Consider the following 12,626-nt stretch of genomic DNA (forward strand, 5'->3'; position numbering starts at 1 on the left):
CCGCCCGAAGACTCGGCAAACAGGCTGGTCGCAGGGGCTGTGTAGGCTCAACGGTCATGGCGAGGGTGACACGGGACGATGTGGCGCGGGTGGCGGGGACGTCCACGGCGGTCGTGAGTTATGTGATCAACGACGGGCCGCGGCCGGTGGCGGCGGCTACCCGGGCGCGGGTGCTCGCGGCGGTCGAGGAGCTCGGCTACCGGCCGAACCGGGTCGCCCAGGCGATGGCCCGGCGGCGGACCGACCTGCTCGGGATGGTCGTGCCGGACGCCCGCCAGCCCTTCTTCGCCGGGCTCGCGCACGCCGTCGAGCAGGCCGCCGCCGAGCACGGCCGGCTGCTGCTGATCGGCAACTCCGACTACGCCGACGAACGCGAGGCCCACTACATCCGCGCCTTCCTCGGGATGCAGGTGGACGGTCTGATCCTGGTCACCCAGGACCCGGCCACCCCCGGGCTGACCGGCTTCGACGTGGCCGACGGCACCCCGGTGGTGCTGCTGCACCACCGGGCGGAGAGCACCGGCGGCGTCGCCGTGGTCGCGGACGACGAGGGCGGCGCCCGCGAGGTGGTCCGCCACCTGCTCGGGCACGGCCACGCCGAGGTGCACTGCTTCGGCGGCACCCTCGCGCTCAGCCCGCACGACCCGGTCACCGGGCGGACGGCCGGCTGGGCCGCCGCGCTGGAGGAGGCCGGGCTGCCCGTCGAGGGGCGGCTCGTCCCGGCCCCGTTCGACCGGGTCCGGGCGCACGCCGAGGCGCTCGCCCTGCTCGCCCGGCCCGACCGGCCGTCCGCCGTGTTCTGCACGACGGACGACCAGGCGATCGGCCTGCTGCGGGCCGCCGACGACCTCGGCATCCGGGTGCCGGAGGACCTCGCGGTGGCCGGCTTCGACGACATCGCCGAGGCGGTGATCGCCGGACCCGCCCTGACCACCGTCACCACGGCGCAGGACGAGATGGCCCGCGCCGCGCTGGAACTCGTCCTCGGCGGGCCGGAGCGCCGTGCCCGGGGCGCCCGCACCTTCCCGGCCCAGCTGGTGGTCCGGCGCTCCTGCGGCTGCCCGGCGGCCACGGCCTGACCCCCGGGGCGCCGGGGGCGAGAGGATCCGGGGCCGCTCAGCCTTCGAGCAGTTCGTCCGCGAGCAGGTCCATCAGCAGGTTGTCGTGCCAGGTGCCGTCCGGGCCGCGCTCGTACTGGCGCATGGTGCCGACGGTGCGGAAGCCGACCTTGGTGTAGCAGCGGATCGCGGCGAGGTTGTCCTCCGCCGGGTCGATCACCAGCCGGTGGTAGTGGTGGTCGTGCACCAGGTGCCTGGCCATCGTGCGCACGGCGTCGGTGCCCAGGCCCAGGCCGTGCACCGTCGGATCGAGGTAGAGGTCCATCCCGGCGTGCCGGTACTCGTCGTCGTTGTTGGCGTACCACTGGATGGCACCGACCACCTTGCCGCCGAGGTCGATCGCGAAGGTCTCGGTGCCGGGCGATTCCAGGTCGTTGGCGACCTCGCCGGCCAGGTCGTCGCCGCCCCGCCAGCGGGAGAACACCTCGGGCGTGCCGCGGATGGCCGCCAACGCCGGGATGTCCTCGCCGGTGGCCGGGCGGAGCGTGACCAAGGTGCCGTGAAGAATCGTCCCCATATGGGGCATGTTGGCACGGAAACCCGGCTCCGGCGAGTGTTTTCGGACCGCCGTCCGGCCCTTCCGGCGCGCGGCCGCCGGGCCGGGGCGGCAGGGCCCGCGGGGTGGGCGGCCGGGCGTCAGGCCGCGGGGGGCGCCGGGTCACCGAGTGGGCCGAGCCAGACGGCGGTGACGGAGCTGACGTAGCGGGCGCCGCAGCGGTCGCCGGGGACGACGAGCTGCGGGCCGGCCGCGTCCAGCGGGGCGCCGTCCATGCTGGTGGCGAGCAGGATCTGCTGGTCGCCGAAGTCCGGGTCGATCTCGGCCCAGGAGACCACCGCCCGGTGGCCGTCAGCGCCGGCCACCGAGAGCAGGAAGCGCAGCCGCTGCTTGCGGCCGGAGAAGTCGATCCGCGGGCGGGCGGCGCGCAGCACGTCCAGCAGTGTCGGGCCCTCGTAGCCGTGGCGCTGCTCGCCCGCGCTCCGGCAGTCGAAACCGACCTCGACCCGGTGGGCGGGGAGGGCGCGCAGTTGCGCCACCGTCAGCTCGGCGGGGCGGTCGAGGTGGCCGTGGAGTCGGACGGTGGGTCTCGCCGGGGTCATGGGTGCTCCCTCCTCGCGGGCCACGGCGCCGTGACCCGCGAGGAGGACTACCCGAGGGGCCGCTCGGGCATTCGCAACTGCCAGGGTGAATGCCGCCATTCATCCGCAATTGCGATGGCGAACCCCCTGTGCCACCGGAATCTGCGCTCAGTCGCCGTCGAAGCGCAGCGCCCGGCGGACGGGGCGGACACCGCCCGGGGCGGACGGCGGACGGGGCGCAGCCGTCGCGGAGCGGGAGGAGCCGGAAAGATTCTCCGCGGCGGATGTCGATCAGGCACCGTCCGGTTCGACGCAGGGGTGAGAGGCGGGGAGAGACCCCGCCCGCACGACCGAGGAGTCACCATGCCGCGCTTCATGACGCTGATCCGCATCGACGAGCAGGCCCGTGAGGGATGGGAGCCGGACCCGGACTTCGAGCAGCGGATGGGGGCCCTGTTCGAGGAGATCACCAAGGCCGGCGTGATGCTGGAGACGGCCGGCCTCACCCCGAGCTCCCGGGGCACCCGGCTGACCTGGGCCGGCGGGAAGGTCGGCTTCACCGACGGGCCGTTCACCGAGACCAAGGAGGTCGTCGGCGGCTACGCCGTCCTCCAGTGCAAGGACCACGCCGAGGCCCTGGAGTGGACCCGCCGCTTCCTGCAGGCCCACCCGGTGCACTGGCAGGTCGAGGCGGAGGTCCGGCAGATCGATGAGATGCCCGAGCCGCGGAAGTAACGTCGTGGCCGTGCTTGCCCCCCTCTCCGGCGGCTGCTCTGATGGGTGGCCGTGACGGAGAGGGCTGTTACCCGAGGAACCGCGGCGGCGGCCGTCGAGACGGCGTTCCGGATCGAGTCCGCCCGGATCATCGCCGGGGTCGCCCGGATCGTACGGGACGTGGGCATCGCGGAGGAGCTGGCGCAGGACGCACTGGTGGCCGCGCTGGAGCAGTGGCCGCGGGAGGGTGTCCCGGACAATCCGGGCGCCTGGCTGACGACGACCGCCCGGCACCGGGCGATCGACCTGGTCCGCCGCCGGGAGGTCTACGCCCGCAAGCTCGCCGAGGTGGGGCGGTCGGCGCAGGACGTGCCGCCCCCGGAGCCGGCCGAGCCGGAGGACATCGACGACGACCTGCTGCGACTGGTCTTCACCGCCTGCCACCCGGTGCTGTCGGCGGAGTCCCGGATCGCCCTCACCCTCCGGCTGCTCGGCGGGCTGGCCACGCCGGAGATCGCCCGCGCCTTCCTGGTGCCCGAGTCGACGGTGGCGCAGCGGATCGTCCGGGCCAAGCGGACGCTGGCGAAGGCGGGGGTGCCGTTCGAGGTGCCGTACGGGGAGGACCGGGCGCAGCGGCTCTCCTCGGTGCTGGAGGTCATCTACCTGATCTTCAACGAGGGCTACTCGGCGACCGCCGGGGACGACCTGCTCCGCCCCCGGCTGTGCGAGGACGCGCTGCGGCTGGCCCGGGTGCTGGCCGCGCTGATCCCGGCGGAACCGGAGGCGCACGGGCTGGCCGCACTGCTGGAGTTCCAGGCCTCGCGCACGGCCACCCGGACGGGCCCGGACGGTCGGCCGCTGCTGCTGGCCGAGCAGAGCCGGGCCCGCTGGGACGGACTGCTGATCCGGCGCGGCTTCGACGCCCTGCAGCGGGCGGGAACCGGGCCGTACTCGGTGCAGGCCGCGATCGCCGCCTGCCACGCCAAGGCGCGGCGGTACGAGGACACCGACTGGGCGACCATCGCCGCGCTGTACGAGCGGCTGCTGGCGCTGTCGCCGTCCCCGGTGGTGGCGCTGAACCGGGCGGTGGCGGTCTCGATGGCCCGGGGCCCGGCCGCGGCACTGGAGCTGGTGGACGAGCTGGCGGCGGAGCCGGCGCTGCGCGGCTACCACCTGCTGCCGAGCGTGCGGGGCGATCTGCTGGCCCGGCTGGGGCGGGTGGCGCAGGCCCGGGCGGAGTTCGAGCGGGCGGCGGGGCTGACCCGCAACGAGCGGGAGCGGCAGCTGCTGCTGGAGCGGGCGACGGCGCTCGACCCGGCCGGGGCAGGACGCCGGGGCAGGAGTCGAGGCAGGTCGCCGGAGCCGGGGCGGAGTCGGCCGCCGGGGCCTCCGGCAGGCTAGGCGTCCTCCAGGCGCAGCCGGGCGCTGACCGCGCCGAGGCCCTCGGCGAGCACGGCGAGCTGCTCGCGGGTGAGCACGTCGATCAGCAGCTCGCGAACCAGGGCGACGTGCCCGGGCGCGGCCTGGCGCAGCGCCTCCCGCCCCTGGTCGGTGAGTTCGGCGATGACGCCGCGCACGTCGCTGGGACAGGAGCGGCGGGCGACCAGGCCGGCCCGCTCCAGCTGGGTGACCTGGTAGGTCAGGCCGCTCTTGGAGGTGACCAGCTTGTCGGCGAGTTCGGTCATCCGCAGCGAGCCGCCGGGGGCCGCGGACAGGTGCACCAGGATCTCGTACTGCTGGTGGGAGAGCCCGGAGTCCTCCTTGAGCTGGCGTTCCAGCCGCCGGTTCAGCAGGTTGCTCGCGACGACGAAGCCCCGCCAGGCGGCCGCCTCGTCCGGGTCCAGCCAGCGGGGTTCGTTCAGTGAGGACATGGGGTGAAGCCTACTCCTGTTGTTCAAATTCGAACGAAGGTGTACCGTCGATCCCGTAGACGGTTCAAATTTGAACTATCACCAGCCGAACGGTCCCGAGGAGGACGCCATGAGCACCGCGGCCCCCGAGCGCATGCCCGCCCTGTACCTGTCGCACGGCGCGCCGCCGCTGGCCGACGACCCGGTCTGGCCGGGCGAACTGGCCGCCTGGTCCGCCGACCTGCCCCGGCCCAAGGCGGTCCTCATGGTCTCCGCCCACTGGGAGGAGGCCCCGCTCGCCCTCGGCGCCGTCACCACCGTCCCGCTGGTGTACGACTTCTGGGGCTTCCCCGAGCACTACTACCGGGTCCAGTACGCCGCCCCCGGCGCACCGGAACTCGCCGAACGCGTGCGCAAGCTGCTGCGCGCCCCCGGCACGCCCGTCCAGGACATCCCCGAGCGCGGACTCGACCACGGCGCGTACGTCCCGCTGGTGGAGATGTACCCGGACGCCGACGTCCCGGTGCTCCAGGTGTCGCTGCCCACCCTCGACCCGCAGCGGCTGATGGAGATCGGCCGCAAGCTCGCCCCGCTCCGCGACGAGGGCGTGCTGATCGTCGGCAGCGGCTTCTTCACCCACAACCTCCGGGCGCTCAGCAACGACGGCCGGATCACCTCGGTGATGGCCGAGTTCGACGACTGGGGCCGGCGCGCCCTGGAGGCCCACGACCTGGACGCGCTGCTCGACTTCGAGCACAAGGCCCCGGCCGGACGCCTCGCCCACCCCCGCACCGAGCACTTCGCCCCGCTGTTCGTCACCCTCGGCGCCGGCGAGAGCGACCTGGACAGCCAGCGCAGCGTCATCGACGGGTTCTGGATGGGCCTGGCCAAGCGCTCGATCCAGCTGGGCTGAACCCCTGGTGCGGAACCTCCCGGGGTTCCGCACCAGGAACGGCGGGCGGGGCGCCCGCCGGTGCACCCGGGCTGCCCGACCCCCGGCGCCCGGGCTATCGTGTGACGCTCCGTCGAAGGAGTGATCATGCGCAACGGCGACGCGGTACGAACCGCCCTGGAAGCCTCACTGGCGGTCCTCGCCCCGCACACCGCGGACCGCGACTGGGACCTGCCCGCCGGGCTCCTGGAGTGGAGCTGCCGCGACACCGCCGCCCACATCGCCCACGACCTGCTCGCCTACGCCGGCCAGCTCGCCGCCCGCCCCCGGGACCGTTACCTGCCGCTGGACCTCACCGTCCGGCCCGAGGCCGACCCGGCCCAGGTGCTCACCGTGGTCACCGCCGCCGGACAGCTCCTCGCCACCGCCCTGGACGCCGCCCCGCCCGAGCTGCGCGCCTACCACCACGGGCCCTGCGATCCGCCCGGCTTCGCCGCCATGGGCGTCGCCGAGACCCTGCTGCACACCCACGACATCACCAGCGGCCTCGGCCTGCCCTGGCGGCCGCCCGCCGAGCTGTGCCGCCTCGTGCTCGACCGGCTCTTCCCGCACGCGCCGCAGGAGCCGGCCGTCCACCCGGCGGAGGTCCTGCTCTGGTGCACCGGGCGCGGGGAACTGAACGGCCGCCCGCGCACGTCCTCGTGGGTCTGGCGGGCGGCCGTGGGCGACTGGCCGGACTGAGGCCGGCCCGACCGGTCAGGCGGCCCCGGTCGCGACCCGCTCGGCCTGGCTGCGCTCGACGCAGAACTCATTGCCCTCGGGGTCGGCCAGGGTGACCCAGCCCTTGCCGTCCGGGGTGCGGTGGTCGGCCAGCACGGTGGCGCCCAGGGCGACCAGGCGCTCCACCTCCTCGTCCCGGCCGCGGTCCTGCGGCTGGAGGTCGAGGTGGGTCCGGTTCTTCACCGACTTGCCCTCGGGCACCCGGATGAAGAGCAGCGAGGCGCCGGCGGAGTCCACCAGTGCCTCGTCGTCACCGGGGTTGTCGTCCTCGCCCAGGGTGCCCTCCAGCGCCCGGGCCCAGAAGGAGGCCAGGGCGTGCGGGTCGGCGCAGTCGATCGTCACATGTCGTACCAGAGAAGCCATGTGTCCACTCTCACCTGCACCGTTCGGCTTCGTCCAGCCTTTTCCGGGAATGCCGGTGCCCGTCCAGCGGGTACGGCGGGAAGGCCGGGACGATCTCCGTGAAGGCGTAGCCGCTCTTCTCCGCGACCCGGCAGGAGGCGTGGTTGTCGCCCGCATGGAGCAGGTCGATCCGGCGCAGGCCGTCCTCGGCGAAGGTGGCGAAGGCCCAGGTGGTGAGGGCCTCCACCGCGCGCGGGGCCACCCCCCGGCCGCGGGCCGGGGCGGTCGTCCAGTACCCCACCTCGGCCGTCCCCCCGCCGGGGGTGGGGTACTTGAGCGCGACGTTGCCGACCAGCCCGCCGCCGTCCAGGACGGCGAAGCTGTACCGGGTGCCGGCCGCCCGGCCCTCCTCCTGGGCGCGCAGCCAGTGCGCGGCCTGGTCGGCGTCGTCCACCAGGGTGCGGAGGAAGCGGCGCAGGGTCTCGTCCCGGTAGGCCTCGATCAGGGCCGGCGCGTCGGCGGCCTCGAAGGGGCGCAGCACCAGGCCGTCGGCCATCGGCAGTGCGGCGACGGTCACTTGAGGCCCTCCCAGCCCCAGCGCGGGGTCGAGCCGGGATCGCCGAGGTCGGTGCCGACCGGGGAGGCGGAGACGTCCTCGGCGATCCTGGTGCCCCAGTCGAAGTACTCCAGCACCCGGCGGCGCAGCAGCTCGTCCTCCGGAAGCTCCGCGCGGACGGCCTCGGCCATCAGCTCCATCCAGCGCAGCCGCTGCTCCTCGGTGATGGCCAGGCCCAGGTGGGCGCGGAGCAGCGCCTGGTGACCGCCCAGTTCACCGGTGTAGCCCGCCGGACCGCCGAAGACCTCGGCCAGCCAGACCGCGACGCGCTCGATGTGGGTGGGGGTGAAGTCGGCGAAGACCGGGGCGAGCAGGGGGTCGGCGAGGGCGCCCCGGTAGAAGGTGCGGCTGAGCCGGCGCAGGGCGTCGATGCCGCCGACGGCCTCGTAGAGCGGGCCGGACCGTTGGTCGTTCATGGGTGTGCTCCCCGTGGTTGGACCGTGCGTTGCGACCTTCCTAGCAGGCCGGGGCGCGAACGGCGGTCCCGGGCCCGCCGTTCGCGCCGGGTTCGGCGGGCGGCGGATTCGGCGGGCGGCGGGTTCGGCGGGCGCCGGATTCGGCGAGCGGCGGGTTCGGCGAGCGGCGGACGGGGCTCCCGCTTGACCCTGACGTTGGCGGCAGGGTCGCAGGGTGGGGCCATGAACGACGAGAGCGGGACGCGGGGCAGGGTCGTGGTGGTCACCGGGGCCGGGACGGGGATCGGGCGGGAGACGGCGCGGGCCTTCGCGGCCGAGGGGGCGCGGGTGCTGGCGGTGGGACGGCGGCTCGAACCGCTGGCCGGGACGGCGGCCGCGCACCCGGCGCTGATCGAGCCGCTGACCGCGGACGTGACCGGGCCGGACGCGCCGGAGGAGATCGTCCGGGCGGCCGTGGAACGGTTCGGGCGGCTGGACGTGCTGGTCAACAATGCCGCGATCGTGCGGAGCCGGCAGGACCTCGGCGGTTTCGACCGGGCGGGCGTCGAGGCGCTGCTGGCCACCAACCTGGTCGCCCCGGTGCTGCTCGGGCAGGCCGCGCTGCCCGAGCTGGAGCGGAGCCGGGGCGTGGTGGTCAACGTCAGCACGGCCGTCGGGCAGCGGGGCTGGCCGGGCAACTCGGTGTACGCGGCGAGCAAGGCGGCACTGGAGACGGTCACCCGCAGCTGGGCGGTGGAGCTGGCGCCGCGCGGGGTCCGGGTGGTGGCGGTGGCGCCCGGGGCGATCGACACGCCGATCGGCGAGCACTCCGGGTACGGCCCCGAGCAGCGGGCGGCGATCCGGCGGTGGCAGATCGAGCACACCCCGCTGGGCCGGATCGGCAGCCCGGCGGAGGTGGCCTGGGCGATCACCCAACTGGCCTCGCCGCAGGCCTCGTTCGTGACCGGCGTAGTGTTCTCGGTGGACGGCGGCGCGCTGGTGGGCTGACCGGGAGGGGACGGGTGGCGGTGCGGATCGGCGAGCTGGCGGCCCGGACGGGCAGTACCGCGCGCGCTCTGCGGCACTACGAGCAGGCCGGGCTGATCGAGTCCGGGCGGGCGCCGAACGGCTACCGCGAGTACGGCGGGTCGGCGGTCGTCCGGGTGCGCAACATCCGCGCGCTGGTGGCCGCCGGGTTCACCCTGGAGGACCTCCGGCCGCTGCTGGGGTGCCTGGACGGGGACGTGCTGGCGGGCCGGCCGTCCGCGCGGGTGCTGGGGATCGCCCGGGAGCGGCTGGCAGTGCTGGAGCGCCGGATCGCCGCCCAGACGGAGGCCCGGGACCGGCTGGTGGCGGCGCTGACGGCCGCCGGGGAGGCGGATCCGGCGCCCGTGGACACCGGCCCGGCGCCCACGGGCGGGTGACACCCCCGTTCGGGGGTGTGCAGGGCGCGGACGGGGGAGGACAGTGGGCGCATGCAGATTCCACTCTCCGTGATGGACTTCCTCGACCGGGCCGAGCTGGTCTACGGCGACCGGGTCGGCATCGTCGACGAGCCGGTGCAGCCGGCCGAATCCTGGGGCGAGCTGAGCTACCGCAGGGTCGCCGAGCTGGCCCGGGCCCAGGCCGCCGGGCTGGACCGGCTCGGCGTCGGGCCGGGCGAGCGGGTCGCGGTCGTCTCGCACAACTCGGCCCGGCTGCTGACCTCCTTCTTCGGGGTGAGCGGGCACGGCCGGGTGCTGGTGCCGGTGAACTTCCGGCTGAAGGCCGAGGAGGTGTCGTACATCGTCGAGCAGAGCGGCGCCTCGGTGCTGCTGGTCGACCCCGAGGTCGCCGATTCCCTGCACGGGGTGGTCGCCAAGCACAAGTTCGTGCTGGGCGCGGACAGCGACGCCGTGCTGTACGACTTCGACGGCACCCCGCGGCGGTACGCGGTGGACGAGAACGACACCGCCACCATCAACTACACCAGCGGAACCACCGCCCGCCCCAAGGGCGTTCAGCTCACCCACCGCAACATCTGGCTGAACGCGACGCTGATGGGCCTGCACTACGGCGCGAACGACCGGGACGTCTACCTGCACACCCTGCCGATGTTCCACGCCAACGGCTGGGGCCTGCCGTTCTCGCTCACCGGCCTGGGCGCCCGGCACATCGTGCTGCGCAAGGTGGACGGCGCGGAGATCCTGCGCCGGGTCGAGCGGCACGGGGTGACCTTCCTGTCCGGCGCGCCGGCCGTGGTCCAGATGGTGCTGGACGCGGCCGCCGACCTGGACGGCCCGGTGCCCGGCCGGGACCGGGTGCGGATGATCGTGGCCGGCGCCCCGCCGCCGACCTCGGTGGTGCAGCAGGTCGAGGAGCAGCTGGGCTGGGAGTTCATGCAGCTGTACGGCCTGACCGAGACCTCCCCCGCCGTCACGGTCAACCGCACCCGGGCCGAGTGGGACGCGCTGCCGGCCGCCGAACGGGCCGAGAAGCTGGTGCAGGCGGGCGCCCCTGCGCTTGGCACCCAGCTGCGGGTGGATCCCTCCGGGGAGGTGCTGGTGCGCTCCAACACCGTGCTGGACGGCTACTGGCAGCAGCCGGAGGCCTCGGCCGAGGCACTGCGGGACGGCTGGTTCCACACCGGCGACGGCGGCACCCTCACGGACGGGCAGCTGACCATCTCCGACCGCAAGAAGGACGTCATCATCAGCGGCGGGGAGAACGTCTCCTCGATCGAGGTGGAGGACTGCCTGTACGACCACCCGGCGGTCGCCGAGACGGCGGTGATCGGCGTGCCGCACGAGAAGTGGGGCGAGACGGTGAAGGCGCTGGTGGTGCTCCGGGAGGGCCACGAGGCGGTCACCGAGGCCGAGTTGATCGCGCACTGCAAGCAGCGGCTGGCCGGCTACAAGTCGCCCACCACGGTGGAGTTCCGGGACGCCCTGCCGCGCACCGCCACCGGGAAGCTGCAGAAGTTCCGGCTGCGCGAGCCGTACTGGACCGGGCGGGAGCGCCAGGTCAACTGACGAGCCCCGACTCCCTTGCCGCGAGGGCGAGTTCGGTCCGGTTTCGGACGCCGAGCTTGTGCATCGCGGACTTGAGGTAGCCCGTCACCGTGTTGCAGGTCAGGCCCAGCCGGGCGGCGATCTCCGGGTTGGTCCGGCCGGTCGCCGCCCAGCGCAGCACCTCGTGCTCGCGCGGGGTCAACGGCGGTACGGGGGCGGACTTCCGGGGCCGCTCGCGACTCCAGGCGGCGGCCCCGGCGAGCGCCCGGGCCGCCGCCCTCGCCAGCGTGCCGACCGCGGAGATCCGCACGTCCCCGAACGGGACGACGGTGCGCAGCGAGGCGTACACCACGCCGTGCACGGTGCCGCCGTCCATCAGCGGGACGGTGAGCATCGCGTACAGGTCCTCGGCGGCCACGGCCGCGTCGTAGTGGTGCGAAATCGTCGTCGCCGCACGGTAGTCGGGCACCCAGGTCGGCGCGCGCTCGGCGAGCGCCCGGCCGCCGAGGCCGAGTCCGGCCGGGACGGGGACGTCGTGCAGCAGGTCGGCCCGGGTGCCGGCCCAGTGCCGCAGCACCATGCCCTCGCTGTCGGGGCGGCTGCCGGGCAGCGGCTCGGGCACGCCGACCAGGCCGACGTCGGCGCCGCACTCGGCCACCACCCGGCGGGCGAGGTCACCGAGCACGGCGTCCCGCACCAGCTCGGCGGCGCGCGCGGCCAGTTCGGGGTCGTCGGGTCGCGCAGCGTCGGCGACGGGTTGCGCAAGGTGGGGGTCCGCAGCCCTGGTCATCGCGGAATTGTCACACGCGGTGGGGCCGGTGGCGAGAGTCCTGACATGCGTGTTTCGTGGAGTCGCGGACACCGGCGGCCGGGCGGGCATAGGGTGCGCCCGTACGCTACCGGCGGGTAGCAACTGCCGGACGGCAACCGCCTTCGACCGGAGGGAAACCGATGACCGACCCGAACGCCCCGGGCGACGTCCTGGGCGGACTGCTGGCGGACCTGCGGGACGAGAGCGCGGTGCTGGACGACCTGGTCGCCGGGCTGCCCGCCGGGGGCTGGGCCCGCCCGACGCCCGCCGAGGGCTGGACGGTGGCGCACCAGATCGCCCACCTGGCCTGGACCGACGACTGGACGGCCCTGGCCGCACGCGACCCGGAGGGCTTCGGCACCTCGCTCGGCGGGCGCTTCACCGAGCTGGTGGCGGCCGGCACCGACCCGGTCGAGGAGGGCGCCCGCACGGGTGCGGCCGCCGAGCCCGCGGCACTGCTCGCCCGCTGGCGGGCCGGCCGGGCGCAGGTGCTGGCCGCACTCGCCGCCGCCCCGGCCGACGTCCGGCTGCCCTGGTTCGGCCCGCCGATGAAACCCGCCTCGATGGCCACCGCCCGGCTGATGGAGACCTGGGCGCACGGCCAGGACGTCGCGGACGCACTCGGCGCCACCCGTGAGCCCACCGACCGGCTGCGGCACATCGCCCACCTGGGGCTGCGCACCCTGGGCTTCGCCTTCACCCTGCACGGACTGCCCGCGCCCGAGCGGCCGGTCCGGCTCGACCTGACCGCGCCGGACGGCGGGACCTGGTCCATCGGCCCGGCCGGGGCCGAGGACGTGGTGTCCGGCCCCGCCCTGGACTTCTGCCTGCTGGTGACCCAGCGCCGCCACCGGGACGACCTCGCCCTCACCGCCACCGGGCCGGTCGCCACCGCCTGGCTCCCGATCGCCCAGGCCTTCGCCGGGGCACCGGGCAAGGGGCGGCAGCCGGAGGCGCAGGCGTAGGGACCGATCCGCTCGGAGGCCGATCCGCTCGGAGGCCGATCCGCTCAGAGGCCGATCCGCTCAGAGGCCGATCCGC

General features: G+C 74.8%; 16 protein-coding genes. 9 read left to right on the forward strand and 7 right to left on the reverse strand.

Features of this window, described 5'->3' with window-relative positions:
- The first annotated feature begins 56 nt into the window (after window positions 1-56).
- Window positions 57-1,079, forward strand: a complete 1,023-nt coding sequence (locus tag ACFVVA_RS25045) for a LacI family DNA-binding transcriptional regulator (RefSeq protein WP_387692813.1) — start codon at window positions 57-59, stop codon at window positions 1,077-1,079.
- 37 nt (window positions 1,080-1,116) lie between these two features.
- Here the strand turns inward: ACFVVA_RS25045 and ACFVVA_RS25050 are convergent, their stop codons facing one another.
- Window positions 1,117-1,635 (reverse strand): GNAT family N-acetyltransferase, encoded by a 519-nt coding sequence (locus ACFVVA_RS25050; RefSeq protein WP_387692815.1) that lies wholly within the window; start codon window positions 1,633-1,635, stop codon window positions 1,117-1,119.
- 119 nt (window positions 1,636-1,754) lie between these two features.
- A complete protein-coding gene (locus ACFVVA_RS25055) occupies window positions 1,755-2,216 on the reverse strand; it encodes a molybdopterin-dependent oxidoreductase (protein ID WP_387692817.1) in 462 nt (153 codons plus the stop codon).
- Window positions 2,217-2,558: 342 nt separating this feature from the next.
- Between ACFVVA_RS25055 and ACFVVA_RS25060 the strand changes: the two genes are divergently transcribed.
- Together ACFVVA_RS25060 and ACFVVA_RS25065 are read left to right on the forward strand one after the other, a co-directional pair.
- Complete coding sequence (locus tag ACFVVA_RS25060; RefSeq protein WP_387692819.1) at window positions 2,559-2,930, forward strand: YciI family protein; 372 nt, start codon at window positions 2,559-2,561, stop codon at window positions 2,928-2,930.
- A gap of 51 nt (window positions 2,931-2,981) precedes the next feature.
- Window positions 2,982-4,310: an RNA polymerase sigma factor gene (locus tag ACFVVA_RS25065; protein ID WP_387692821.1), complete on the forward strand. Its 1,329-nt coding sequence runs from the start codon at window positions 2,982-2,984 to the stop codon at window positions 4,308-4,310.
- On the opposite strand, the gene ACFVVA_RS25070 is transcribed toward ACFVVA_RS25065, so the two are convergent.
- Window positions 4,307-4,771 (reverse strand): MarR family winged helix-turn-helix transcriptional regulator, encoded by a 465-nt coding sequence (locus ACFVVA_RS25070; RefSeq protein WP_387692963.1) that lies wholly within the window; start codon window positions 4,769-4,771, stop codon window positions 4,307-4,309. The genes ACFVVA_RS25065 and ACFVVA_RS25070 overlap by 4 nt on opposite strands.
- Before the next feature lie 118 nt (window positions 4,772-4,889).
- Here ACFVVA_RS25070 and ACFVVA_RS25075 point away from each other — a divergent pair, with 118 nt between their 5' ends.
- A complete protein-coding gene (locus ACFVVA_RS25075) occupies window positions 4,890-5,672 on the forward strand; it encodes a dioxygenase (protein WP_387692823.1) in 783 nt (260 codons plus the stop codon).
- Window positions 5,673-5,798: 126 nt separating this feature from the next.
- On the forward strand, window positions 5,799-6,392 hold the full coding sequence (locus tag ACFVVA_RS25080; protein ID WP_387692825.1) for a maleylpyruvate isomerase N-terminal domain-containing protein: 594 nt from the start codon (window positions 5,799-5,801) through the stop codon (window positions 6,390-6,392).
- Window positions 6,393-6,407: 15 nt separating this feature from the next.
- Here ACFVVA_RS25080 and ACFVVA_RS25085 read toward each other — a convergent pair whose 3' ends face one another.
- The 3 genes from ACFVVA_RS25085 to ACFVVA_RS25095 are packed head-to-tail and all read right to left on the reverse strand — an operon-like array spanning window position 6,408 to window position 7,805.
- Window positions 6,408-6,794: a VOC family protein gene (locus tag ACFVVA_RS25085; protein ID WP_387692827.1), complete on the reverse strand. Its 387-nt coding sequence runs from the start codon at window positions 6,792-6,794 to the stop codon at window positions 6,408-6,410.
- A 10-nt stretch (window positions 6,795-6,804) separates the two neighbouring features.
- Complete coding sequence (locus ACFVVA_RS25090) at window positions 6,805-7,329, reverse strand: GNAT family N-acetyltransferase (RefSeq protein WP_387692965.1); 525 nt, start codon at window positions 7,327-7,329, stop codon at window positions 6,805-6,807.
- Between the two features lie 17 nt (window positions 7,330-7,346).
- Window positions 7,347-7,805 (reverse strand): group II truncated hemoglobin, encoded by a 459-nt coding sequence (locus ACFVVA_RS25095; protein WP_387692829.1) that lies wholly within the window; start codon window positions 7,803-7,805, stop codon window positions 7,347-7,349.
- A 222-nt stretch (window positions 7,806-8,027) separates the two neighbouring features.
- Here ACFVVA_RS25095 and ACFVVA_RS25100 point away from each other — a divergent pair, with 222 nt between their 5' ends.
- From ACFVVA_RS25100 to ACFVVA_RS25110, 3 genes are read left to right on the forward strand one after another with little or no spacing between them, the layout of a single operon-like run.
- The gene (locus ACFVVA_RS25100) at window positions 8,028-8,792 is read left to right on the forward strand and encodes an SDR family NAD(P)-dependent oxidoreductase (RefSeq protein WP_387692831.1); all 765 of its coding nucleotides are present in this window, start codon (window positions 8,028-8,030) and stop codon (window positions 8,790-8,792) included.
- A 20-nt stretch (window positions 8,793-8,812) separates the two neighbouring features.
- Window positions 8,813-9,208 (forward strand): MerR family transcriptional regulator, encoded by a 396-nt coding sequence (locus tag ACFVVA_RS25105; protein WP_387692966.1) that lies wholly within the window; start codon window positions 8,813-8,815, stop codon window positions 9,206-9,208.
- 51 nt (window positions 9,209-9,259) lie between these two features.
- On the forward strand, window positions 9,260-10,795 hold the full coding sequence (locus ACFVVA_RS25110; protein WP_359900140.1) for an AMP-binding protein: 1,536 nt from the start codon (window positions 9,260-9,262) through the stop codon (window positions 10,793-10,795).
- Here the strand turns inward: ACFVVA_RS25110 and ACFVVA_RS25115 are convergent.
- The gene (locus ACFVVA_RS25115) at window positions 10,788-11,564 is read right to left on the reverse strand and encodes a LuxR C-terminal-related transcriptional regulator (protein WP_387692833.1); all 777 of its coding nucleotides are present in this window, start codon (window positions 11,562-11,564) and stop codon (window positions 10,788-10,790) included. The two genes, ACFVVA_RS25110 and ACFVVA_RS25115, sit on opposite strands and share 8 nt — an antisense overlap.
- Window positions 11,565-11,725: 161 nt before the next feature.
- Between ACFVVA_RS25115 and ACFVVA_RS25120 the strand changes: the two genes are divergently transcribed.
- The gene (locus ACFVVA_RS25120; RefSeq protein WP_387692834.1) at window positions 11,726-12,550 is read left to right on the forward strand and encodes a TIGR03084 family metal-binding protein; all 825 of its coding nucleotides are present in this window, start codon (window positions 11,726-11,728) and stop codon (window positions 12,548-12,550) included.
- Window positions 12,551-12,626 lie beyond the last annotated feature (76 nt).

Source organism: Kitasatospora sp. NPDC058048 (assembly GCF_042885555.1).
GTDB lineage: Bacteria > Actinomycetota > Actinomycetes > Streptomycetales > Streptomycetaceae > Kitasatospora > Kitasatospora lactacystinica.

Bases quoted from the DNA above. Each gene is read 5' to 3' on its own strand.
- ACFVVA_RS25075 (WP_387692823.1), top strand. From the start codon at position 4,890: ATGAGCACCGCGGCCCCCGAGCGCATGCCCGCCCTGTACCTGTCGCAC.
- ACFVVA_RS25085 (WP_387692827.1), bottom strand. From the start codon at position 6,794: ATGGCTTCTCTGGTACGACATGTGACGATCGACTGCGCCGACCCGCAC.
- ACFVVA_RS25095 (WP_387692829.1), bottom strand. From the start codon at position 7,805: ATGAACGACCAACGGTCCGGCCCGCTCTACGAGGCCGTCGGCGGCATC.
- ACFVVA_RS25090 (WP_387692965.1), bottom strand. From the start codon at position 7,329: ATGGCCGACGGCCTGGTGCTGCGCCCCTTCGAGGCCGCCGACGCGCCG.
- ACFVVA_RS25060 (WP_387692819.1), top strand. From the start codon at position 2,559: ATGCCGCGCTTCATGACGCTGATCCGCATCGACGAGCAGGCCCGTGAG.
- ACFVVA_RS25050 (WP_387692815.1), bottom strand. From the start codon at position 1,635: ATGGGGACGATTCTTCACGGCACCTTGGTCACGCTCCGCCCGGCCACC.
- ACFVVA_RS25100 (WP_387692831.1), top strand. From the start codon at position 8,028: ATGAACGACGAGAGCGGGACGCGGGGCAGGGTCGTGGTGGTCACCGGG.
- ACFVVA_RS25110 (WP_359900140.1), top strand. From the start codon at position 9,260: ATGCAGATTCCACTCTCCGTGATGGACTTCCTCGACCGGGCCGAGCTG.
- ACFVVA_RS25115 (WP_387692833.1), bottom strand. From the start codon at position 11,564: ATGACCAGGGCTGCGGACCCCCACCTTGCGCAACCCGTCGCCGACGCT.
- ACFVVA_RS25080 (WP_387692825.1), top strand. From the start codon at position 5,799: ATGCGCAACGGCGACGCGGTACGAACCGCCCTGGAAGCCTCACTGGCG.
- ACFVVA_RS25045 (WP_387692813.1), top strand. From the start codon at position 57: ATGGCGAGGGTGACACGGGACGATGTGGCGCGGGTGGCGGGGACGTCC.
- ACFVVA_RS25055 (WP_387692817.1), bottom strand. From the start codon at position 2,216: ATGACCCCGGCGAGACCCACCGTCCGACTCCACGGCCACCTCGACCGC.
- ACFVVA_RS25120 (WP_387692834.1), top strand. From the start codon at position 11,726: ATGACCGACCCGAACGCCCCGGGCGACGTCCTGGGCGGACTGCTGGCG.